The 9,329-nt window shown below is 37.4% G+C and carries 6 protein-coding genes; 4 read left to right on the forward strand and 2 right to left on the reverse strand.

All coding sequences use genetic code 11. From position 1 onward, the window contains the following. The first annotated feature begins 10 nt into the window (after positions 1–10). Positions 11–1,774, forward strand: a complete 1,764-nt coding sequence (locus tag JOD07_RS13065) for a carbohydrate-binding protein (RefSeq protein ID WP_204614279.1) — start codon at positions 11–13, stop codon at positions 1,772–1,774. Between the two features lie 523 nt (positions 1,775–2,297). After that, positions 2,298–3,917 carry a response regulator transcription factor gene (locus JOD07_RS13070; protein WP_243429331.1) on the forward strand — a complete coding sequence of 540 codons (1,620 nt, stop codon included), beginning with the start codon at positions 2,298–2,300 and terminating at the stop codon, positions 3,915–3,917. 179 nt (positions 3,918–4,096) lie between these two features. Here JOD07_RS13070 and JOD07_RS13075 read toward each other — a convergent pair whose 3' ends face one another. Further along, complete coding sequence (locus JOD07_RS13075; RefSeq protein ID WP_330636328.1) at positions 4,097–5,692, reverse strand: xylulokinase; 1,596 nt, start codon at positions 5,690–5,692, stop codon at positions 4,097–4,099. 24 nt (positions 5,693–5,716) lie between these two features. Then, positions 5,717–7,195 carry an L-arabinose isomerase gene (araA, locus tag JOD07_RS13080; protein ID WP_158741703.1) on the reverse strand — a complete coding sequence of 493 codons (1,479 nt, stop codon included), beginning with the start codon at positions 7,193–7,195 and terminating at the stop codon, positions 5,717–5,719. Between the two features lie 215 nt (positions 7,196–7,410). Here araA and JOD07_RS13085 point away from each other — a divergent pair, with 215 nt between their 5' ends. Both JOD07_RS13085 and araD read left to right on the forward strand, forming a co-directional pair. Continuing rightward, positions 7,411–8,502 (forward strand): GntR family transcriptional regulator, encoded by a 1,092-nt coding sequence (locus JOD07_RS13085; protein WP_158741702.1) that lies wholly within the window; start codon positions 7,411–7,413, stop codon positions 8,500–8,502. An 85-nt stretch (positions 8,503–8,587) separates the two neighbouring features. Then, a complete protein-coding gene (gene araD / locus JOD07_RS13090; RefSeq protein WP_158741701.1) occupies positions 8,588–9,277 on the forward strand; it encodes an L-ribulose-5-phosphate 4-epimerase in 690 nt (229 codons plus the stop codon). The last annotated feature ends 52 nt before the right edge of the window (positions 9,278–9,329 follow it).

Raw genomic sequence — 9,329 nt, forward strand, 5'->3', positions numbered from 1 at the left:
GGGAGAGGACATGATTAGTATTGAAGGAACACCTCAAGAAATCAATGCACCGAGATTTTTTAGAGATTCGGGCATACATAAGTTTAACGGCAAATATTACTATTCCTACTGCTCTAACAGCAGTGGAGTGAATGGAGAGGGTTATCCGCCAACCAATACGATTGCTTATATGGTTAGTGACAATCCCTTAGGACCTTTTGAGTATATCGGGCCAATTTTACCTGGACCAGGAGTATTTGGAAATGGTGACTCAGGAAACAACCATCACGCAATTTTTGAATTTGAAGGCGAGTGGTATATCACTTATCAGAACCGCCAGGTGAATATTGCAAAGAGGAAAAATGAGGGGAAATCCGGACATAAGGATTACCGTTCACCAAGTATAACGGAACTTGATATTGATCCTGTAACTGGATCTATTACGCCTCTTCAGATGGAAAGCAAAGGGGTCGGCAGGTTAAAAACCATGAACCCATATACACGGGTTGAAGCTGAAACCATTGCCTGGAACGGGGGAATCTCTACAGAGGCATCCACTCAACCTGGTTTAGTGGTAGAGAGCATCAATCTACAGGTGAATGATATCAATCATGGAGATTGGATTGCTGTATCAGGTTTGGACTTTGGAGATCAAGGTGCGGGTACATTTACAGCAAATGTTGCCAGTGGTTCCCGTGGAGGCGAAATAGAACTGCGTATTGACAGCCTTGACGGCCAAGTTATAGGCACACTTCCTGTTTCTTCTACAGGGGGATGGGATAATTGGAAGACGATAACAACAGTCGTTTCTGGAGTAACAGGCGTACATGATGTATACATGATTTTTAAAGGCCAAACGTCAGAAGAACTTTTTAAGCTTGACTATTGGATGTTTAATGAAAAGCGTGATGTACATGAACTTGTTGCTATAAATGCAACAGTAGATCAACATATCATTGATATTACTTCAGGAGATAATACAGCGAATCTGAATGTTACTGCTATATACGCCGATGGAACTACTGAAGATGTTACTTCTATGGCTATGGCAACGCCCAGCCACACAGGTATAGTGGAAATTAACAATGGCATTGTGACAGGAGTTGACTATGGAACAACAAGTATTCATATAAGTTATGAAGGAAAGACATTTGAAGTTTATTTGGAAGTAAAGCCTATAAAACCAGAAAGTAAAGTAAAAAGACTTATCATTGACAATAATAATTTTACATTGGACCCTGGTGATACAGCAGAGTTTACAGTTACGGCAGAATATTTAGACGGACACACGGAAGACGTTACGAATAGAGCAACCTATGAAAATCCTAATCCAGCTATTGCAGAGGTTTCAAATGGTACGATTACAGCTAAATTAAGTGGCTTAGTGACTGTAGCTGTAAGCTTTAAGGGAGACTTAGGAGACACTGCAACTGCTCAAATATCTGTAACCGTATCCGGACAAGGAACCGAAGAAGGGTTAAAACCATTTACAATGATCACTGACGGCAAACTTGTCAGAGCCAATGGTATTCTGGCAGAAATACAGGTTAGTCCTACAGGAGGAGTAGTTGGCCATGACGGTGAAGAAGTTGTTGTATTCCAGTTGATGAAAGGAAATACACCGGTAAGTATTCCTGTTCTTATGAGGGACATTACTTCTACAGAAAGTATGAAAGCTTATTTTAATGTAGAGTCTGACGATCCTTCATACACAGTAAAGGTATTCATACTGGATCGCTTTAGTAGTGATGATACAGCTCCCGTAAGTTTAGCAGAACCAGTAATTTTAAAATAATGCTTAAAATTAGTGTGTAGCGATTTTTTAAAAAGATTGACTTTATTTTAGAGTCAATCTTTTTTGTTTACATTCTAAAAATTAAGTTTCATTTTAAATTCATACAATAGTATTTTATTTTAAAACATTTCATAAATTTTAGTTGGATAAATTGTTAAAGAATATTATAATTTTAAATATAAGTAGCTATATATAATTGTTTTTTTCTTATTGGCATTAAAGTTGAAATTGGCGATGATAACCTGATTCTATTCACAAAGAGATTAGGAAAATATTTCTGCTTTGTAACGAAGCATAGTTCTAATAATATTCATTTAAAAGTTGAAGTGGATTACGTATTTTAAAAAAGATTATGTTACTTTTGGCAGTTTGTCTGAAAAGATGCTTCTTAATACCAATATACCAATGAAGATAATTTTGTATATGTTAAACTGATAAGGAGCAGAGAGTATGTATAAACTATTGATTGTGGATAATAAGGGAAATATTTCAAACGAGTTAGTTATTTGAAGTATTTTGTAATATGAAGCATCTTGATTTGGACATATATAAGGCTTATTCGGGGGAAGAAGCCATGGAATGGCTCAGAAGAACGAAAATAGATATTGTAATAACAGACATCAGGATGCCTAAGATGGATGGTATACAGCTCCTTAATGCAATTTACAAGAATTGGCCCCAATGTAAAGTGATCGTATTGTCGGATTGTGACCAATTTGAATATATCTATAACACAGTACAATATAACTGTACTCGATATATATTAAAGAGTGAAGATCCGGATAGGGTTATAAAAGCTGTAGAGGATGCAGTTAATGAAATACAAAAAACCAATGAAATTAAAGGATTGATTCATCAGGCAAAAGAACAAATCAACATGGCTAAATTTTTATTTCAAAAGGATTATCTTGTTCAATTATTACATGGCGACAGCACCTTAAAAATTAACAAATATCACTTTGAACAGTTGAAAATACCCCTAAATCCTGAAATTCCTGTTATTTTAGTAATGGGCAATATCAGCAACATTCCTAAAAATTTAACTTACTGGGACAAGATGGAATACTTGTGCTCTATTAAATTGATTATAGAACAAAAGATGGGCATTTATATGAGCAATGTTGTGGTAATGGATGAAAATTATAGATTTTTTATATTTGTTCAGCCTGAAGAATTGCTTACAAATATTTCTTCTCACAAGGCTCAGGATATATATTATGAGAAGACGATTTCCTTTTTAAAAGAAATTTTTAAAATGATTCAAACAGCCTGCAAAGAATTCAATCATGCATCTGTCCATTTTATCTTGACTGGAGTTCCGTGCAGATGGGAAGAAGTCTTTCGTGAATATGATTATTTTAATCAGTTAATCAATTATCGGGCTGGAACAGATCTTGAAATGTTAATGATTGATAATCATATACTTTATAATAAAACAGAAAAAATGACTGAGGATGACATTTATCTCGATGGATTGTCACAAAACAAAAGTTTGGACTGGATTAAAGCTTATTTTAGGTCAGGCCAAAAAGAAACATTTTTTGAGCTATTGGATCAATTCCTCAATCCCATTAAAAAGGTAAGAAGTAAAAATAATGGTTTGGCGATAGAACTTTATTTCAAAGTTGCATTGAGTTTATTATCTTATATCAATGAAAGAAATTTAACCAATCAACTTGCTTCTAAAATCGACTCGAGCAAGTTAATGCGAATAGATTTACATGATTCCTGGGAAGAAGCTGTGGAATATTTAAAATTATTATGTTGTGCTATTTTCGACCTTCAGAGTGAAGAAAAAATAGACCGCACCAATAAAATTATTCAATTGGTTCAGAGATTCATTGTAGAACATATTAATGAAGATCTGTCTCTGGTTAAGTTAGCGGAACGCGTTTATTTAAATCCATCTTATTTATCCAGACTATATAAGCAGGTAACAGGAGAAAACTTATCTGATTTTATAGATCAGGAACGTATAAAGCGGGCTAAAGAATTGATGCAAACCAGGAATATCAAAATCAATGAGATAGGGAAATTGGTTGGTTATGAAAATGCTGCATCGTTTACAAGATTCTTTAGGAAAATGACATCATATTCACCACAAGAATATTATGACCTCTTATTAGATCAAGACAGGCATTAAAAAAGATATACCAAATGAATGAATGTAAAAACGATTTGGACATATTCGAATCCTATTTTAAAAATACCAAATGACAAGGGTCATAGCATATCCGTTTTTTGGCATAAAACCTCTCTGGTGCAGTAATTAAAAGCCTGGCATATAAAAATCTATGCCAGGCCTAAAATTTGATTATAGATTTATTTTAAATATTCTACGGCTGCTCTTTCAATAGCCAGTCCCTTCTTGTAACATTCCATAAACTTTTCAAATCCTTCCACATCTTTAGGATCAGGACTTATTGCGACGCCTTCTTTTCCTGCAAATACTTTACTGTCAAGGTAATCTTCCAAGGTCTCATTTTTAGCTTTGTTCATCATATAAGAGGCTAGAATGGCTATACCCCATGCCCCGCCTTCGCCGGCTGTTTCCATAACGGAAACAGGGGTATTGATTGCGCCGGCCATAATTTTTTGTGCCACGCCTTTGGTCTTGAACAAACCGCCATGGCCTAAAATTCTGTCCAGTTTCACATTTTCCTGTTTAAGAAGGATATCAAGACCTATTTTAAGAGCGCCCAATGCTGTAAAGAGATTTACACGCATAAAGTTGGCGAGATTAAAATTGCTGTTAGAGGAGCGCACAAACAGCGGACGGCCTTCTTCAAATCCTGTCATATGTTCACCGGAAAGATAACCGTAAGCGAGCAATCCTCCACAGTCGGGGTCTCCCTCAAGGGCTAAGTTATATAAAGTTCCAAAGATTTTATTCATGTCAGTTTCAATACCCATTGCTTTTGCAAATTCGGCAAACAGTCCTACCCATGCATTTAAGTCAGAGGAACAGTTGTTGGAATGCGCCATACCTACCAGATTGCCTGTAGGTGTTGTGACAAGATCTATTTCTGGATATACTTTTGACAGCTCTTTTTCCAGCACAATCATTGCAAAGACTGAAGTTCCGGCAGAAATATTACCGGTGCGTTTTGCTACGGCATTGGTTGCAACCATACCTGTTCCTGCATCGCCTTCAGGAGGACAAAGAGGAATACCAGCCTGCAGTTCTCCGGTAACATCCAGAAGTTTTGCACCTTCTTCTGTAAGGACACCGGCATTTTCACCGGCCAGTAGAACTTTTGGAAGAATATCACGCAGTTTCCATGGGAAATTCTTAGGAGCAAGAAGTTCATCAAATTGGTTGATCATCTTTTGGTCAAAATCCTTGGTGCTTAAATCAATTGGGAACATTCCGGAAGCATCTCCAATACCAAGAACTTTTTGACCTGTTAATTTCCAGTGAATATATCCGGCCAAAGTGGTCATAAAGGAAATATCGCCAACATGTTCTTCGTTATTTAAAATCGCTTGATAAAGGTGGGCAATACTCCATCTTTGAGGAATATTGTAATTAAATAATTTGGTTAAAGCCGTAGATGCTTCTTCCGTAATGTTATTGCGCCAGGTACGGAATGGTACCAAAAGATTGTCATCTTTATCAAAAACCATATAGCCATGCATCATGGCGCTAAAACCAATTGCACCTATTCTTTTGATGGTTAGGCCGTATTTTTCTTTAACATCCATGGCCATGTTTTTGTAGCTATTCTGGACACCTTTCCAGATGTCTTCCAGGCTGTATGTCCAGATATTGTCGATATAGCTGTTTTCCCAGTCATGGCTGCCGGAAGCAACAGGTGTGTTGTTTTCGTCAATCAGAACAGCTTTGATGCGGGTTGAACCCAGTTCAATACCCAGTACGGTTTTTCCATTGATAATGGCATTTTTAATATTTTCCATACAGTAGTCCCCCATATTGATTGATTATCTTCTCCAAGCCATGTCGTTCCATTTTAATTGATTTCTGAATGCAAGAATGTCTGTATTTTTGTCGATTAATACGCATTCAATTTGAGCCATTTCAGCCCAATCCATCATTTGTTCTACTGTAACGTCATAGGAGAAGGAAGTATGGTGAGCGCCTCCTGCAAGAATCCAGGCTTCAGCAGCTTCGCTAAGGGAAGGTTCTGGTTTCCACAATACTCTTGCTACAGGAAGTTTAGGCATATCAATTGTAGGCTGTACAGCGTTTACAGTATTGATGATTAAACGATAGCGCCCGCCCATTTCAATTAAAGAAGTTGCGATCGCAGAACCGCCTTTGCCGTTAAATACCAAACGAGCTGGGTCAGCTTTTCCGCCAATGCTTAGAGGATGTACTTCGATTCTTGGTTTGGTTGCAGCGATAGTAGGACATACTTCTAACATATGAGCGCCTAAAATCATTTCATTACCCGGTTCTAAATGATAGGTATAGTCTTCCATAAAGGATGTTCCACCGCTAAGGCCAGCACTCATCAGTTTCATGATACGAACCATTGCAGCAGTTTTCCAGTCGCCTTCTCCGCCAAAACCATATCCTTGTGCCATTAAACGTTGAACAGCAAGACCTGGAAGTTGTTTCATTCCGAATAAGTTTTCAAAGTTGGTTGTAAAGGCACCGAAATTGCCTTCTTCGAGGAAAGATTTCATACCGATTTCAATACGGGCTTGTTCTTTGATAGAATCAATATTGGCTGCAGGATCGATATCGTAGAGTTCTTTATATTCATCCATAAGTTCATTCACTTGAGCTTCTGTTACAGAATCAATACGTTCTACAAGATCTCCGATGCCATAAGCGTCAATTGCCCAGCCAAATTTAATCTGAGCCTCAACCTTATCTCCTTCAGTAACAGCAACATTACGCATATTGTCGCCAAAGCGCGCTACTTTAAGATTGCGTCCTTGGGTAAAGGCAAGGGCAGAACGCATCCAGGCACCTATACGATTTCTGGTTTCTGGATTTTCCCAGTAACCTACAATAACCTTGCGGGCAATTCTTAATCTGGCGCCGATAAAACCATATTCTCTGTCACCATGGGCAGATTGGTTAAGATTCATAAAGTCCATATCAATACTGCTCCAGGGGATGTCGCGGTTAAATTGTGTATGAAGGTGAAGGAGAGGTTTCTTAAGTTCGGAAAGACCAGCAATCCACATTTTTGCCGGGGAGAATGTATGCATCCATGTAATAATACCAGCGCATTTATCGTCTAAGTTTGCTTCAGAGCAGAGTTTGCGGATCGCATCAGGAGTTGTTAAGACAGGCTTAAATACAACTTTGCATGGAATAGATGGGTCAAGATCTAATCCCTCTGCCATTTTGCGGGAATGGGCTTCTACCTGTTCCAATGTTTCAGGACCATATAAGTGTTGACTTCCTGTTACAAACCAAAATTCGAATGATTTTAAATTTAACATCATTCTTCCTCCTTTATAAAATATATTTTAAAATTACAATATAAACTATTTTGCGCCAAAAACTTGTGCGCACAAGTAATTTACTTTTATTTTATACTTCTTTTATATAATTTTCAATATAGTTTTTAAAAATTTATATAAATTTCTATAAAATATTCACAGAAATAAATAAGTATGCTATAATAACTTGTGCATACAACATGAAGAGGTGACTTATGAGTTTAAATAACGAACCAAAGTATATACAACTTAAGGAGTTTATAAAAAATTATATATCTGAAGGACAGCTTAAGGCGGATGATAAGCTTTTTTCAGAGCACGAGCTGGCAAATCGCTTTCAGATAAGCCGCCATACCGTCAGAAAAGCTATAGGGGAACTCATCAATGAAGGATGGCTTTATCAAGTCCAGGGAAAGGGTACTTTTGTTGCCAATACTGAAGGAGAGTCTAAAAGGAAGAGCAAGCTTATAGGCGTAATCACCACCTATCTTAAAGACTATATTTTTCCTGATATCATCTACGGAATTGACGAAGTCTTAAGTAAAGAAGGCTATACCATCTTACTGGGGCATACGAATAATGAGTTTGAAAAAGAAAGAAACTGCCTTCTTAATATGCTCAACAACAATCTGGACGGTTTAATCATTGAGCCTACCAAAAGCGTATTGCCCAATCCCAATATAGATATTTATGAGCGCTTTAAGGCCGAAGGAATTCCTATTGTATTCATACATGCTTATTATAACAATTTTGAAGCTTCTTATGTAATGGAGGACGATGTTTTGGGCGGTTATATGGCCACCAGGCATTTGATAGAGCAGGGCCATCAGCGTATAGCAGGCATCTTTAAGAGTGATGATCTGCAAGGGTTAGGAAGATTTCAGGGTTTTGTACAGGCTCATAGGGAACATAATTTAACAATTAATGAAAAGCATATTTTATGGTTTTCATCCCAGGATTTCGATCCATTACTTCTGGATGATGCGTATATTCAGAGGTTTATTCACAGACTAAAAACCTGCACAGGGCTTATTTGTTACAATGACCAAATTGCAATCAATATGCTTGAAATATTAAGAACACAGGGGATTCATGTGCCAGGGGATTGTGCTGTAGTTGGATTTGATAATTCAGAACTGGCACAGCAAGGAGAAATAAAACTTACAACGGTAGCCCATCCTAAGGAAAAACTGGGAAGAAAAGCTGCCGCAAGCCTTCTGGAGCTTATCAATGGTACGAAAGAGTGTATACAGGAAAAAATGGAACCGGAACTTATTATGAGGGATTCCACACAAACTACCAATTGACTTAACTTGTACGCACAAGTATAATATCAACTAATTATTAAGTAAATTAAAAATATATTTAAAATAAATATGAAGGGATGGTCTTATGTTAGAAGAATTGAAAAAATCTGTGCTGGAAGCCAACCTGGCATTAGTAGAACATCAGTTAGTAATTTTTACCTGGGGAAATGTAAGCGGCATTGACAGAGAAAAAGGCTTGGTCGTGATTAAGCCCAGTGGTGTAGAGTATGATGAATTAACAGAAGACAAACTGGTCGTATTGGATTTAGAGGGCAACATTGTAGAAGGGAATCTAAGACCTTCTTCAGATACGCCGACCCACCTGGTCCTTTATAAAAATTTCCCAGAAATAGGTGGTGTTGTACACACCCATTCTTCCTGGGCAACTGCCTGGGCACAGGCTGGCAGAGGAATCCCGCCTATGGGAACAACCCATGGAGATTATTTTTACGGTGAAATTCCCTGCACAAGAAAAATGACAGCATCTGAAATTCAGGGAGAATATGAAAAAGAAACAGGAAATGTTATTGTTGAGACCTTTAAAGGTCTTGATCCTATGCAAATTCCAGGGGTACTTGTGCATAGCCATGGACCTTTTTCCTGGGGAAAAGATCCGATGAATGCGGTGCATAATGCAGTAGTTATGGAAGAAGTGGCAAAAATGACTTTCAGAACCTTGGTGCTTTCACCGGATAAAGGAAGGATGGATCAGGTTTTACTGGATAAACACTTTTTAAGAAAGCATGGCAAAAATGCTTACTATGGTCAAAATTAAACTAAAAATAAAGGGGAGACAAAAATGAAAATATTTATTGACACTGCCAATG

It is taken from the genome of Defluviitalea raffinosedens, assembly GCF_016908775.1.
Classification (GTDB): domain Bacteria; phylum Bacillota; class Clostridia; order Lachnospirales; family Defluviitaleaceae; genus Defluviitalea; species Defluviitalea raffinosedens.

Coding starts and splice junctions, on each gene's coding strand:
- JOD07_RS13065 (WP_204614279.1), top strand. CDS start 11: ATGATTAGTATTGAAGGAACACCTCAAGAAATCAATGCACCGAGATTT.
- JOD07_RS13070 (WP_243429331.1), top strand. CDS start 2,298: ATGAAGCATCTTGATTTGGACATATATAAGGCTTATTCGGGGGAAGAA.
- JOD07_RS13075 (WP_330636328.1), bottom strand. CDS start 5,692: ATGGAAAATATTAAAAATGCCATTATCAATGGAAAAACCGTACTGGGT.
- araA (WP_158741703.1), bottom strand. CDS start 7,195: ATGTTAAATTTAAAATCATTCGAATTTTGGTTTGTAACAGGAAGTCAA.
- JOD07_RS13085 (WP_158741702.1), top strand. CDS start 7,411: ATGAGTTTAAATAACGAACCAAAGTATATACAACTTAAGGAGTTTATA.
- araD (WP_158741701.1), top strand. CDS start 8,588: ATGTTAGAAGAATTGAAAAAATCTGTGCTGGAAGCCAACCTGGCATTA.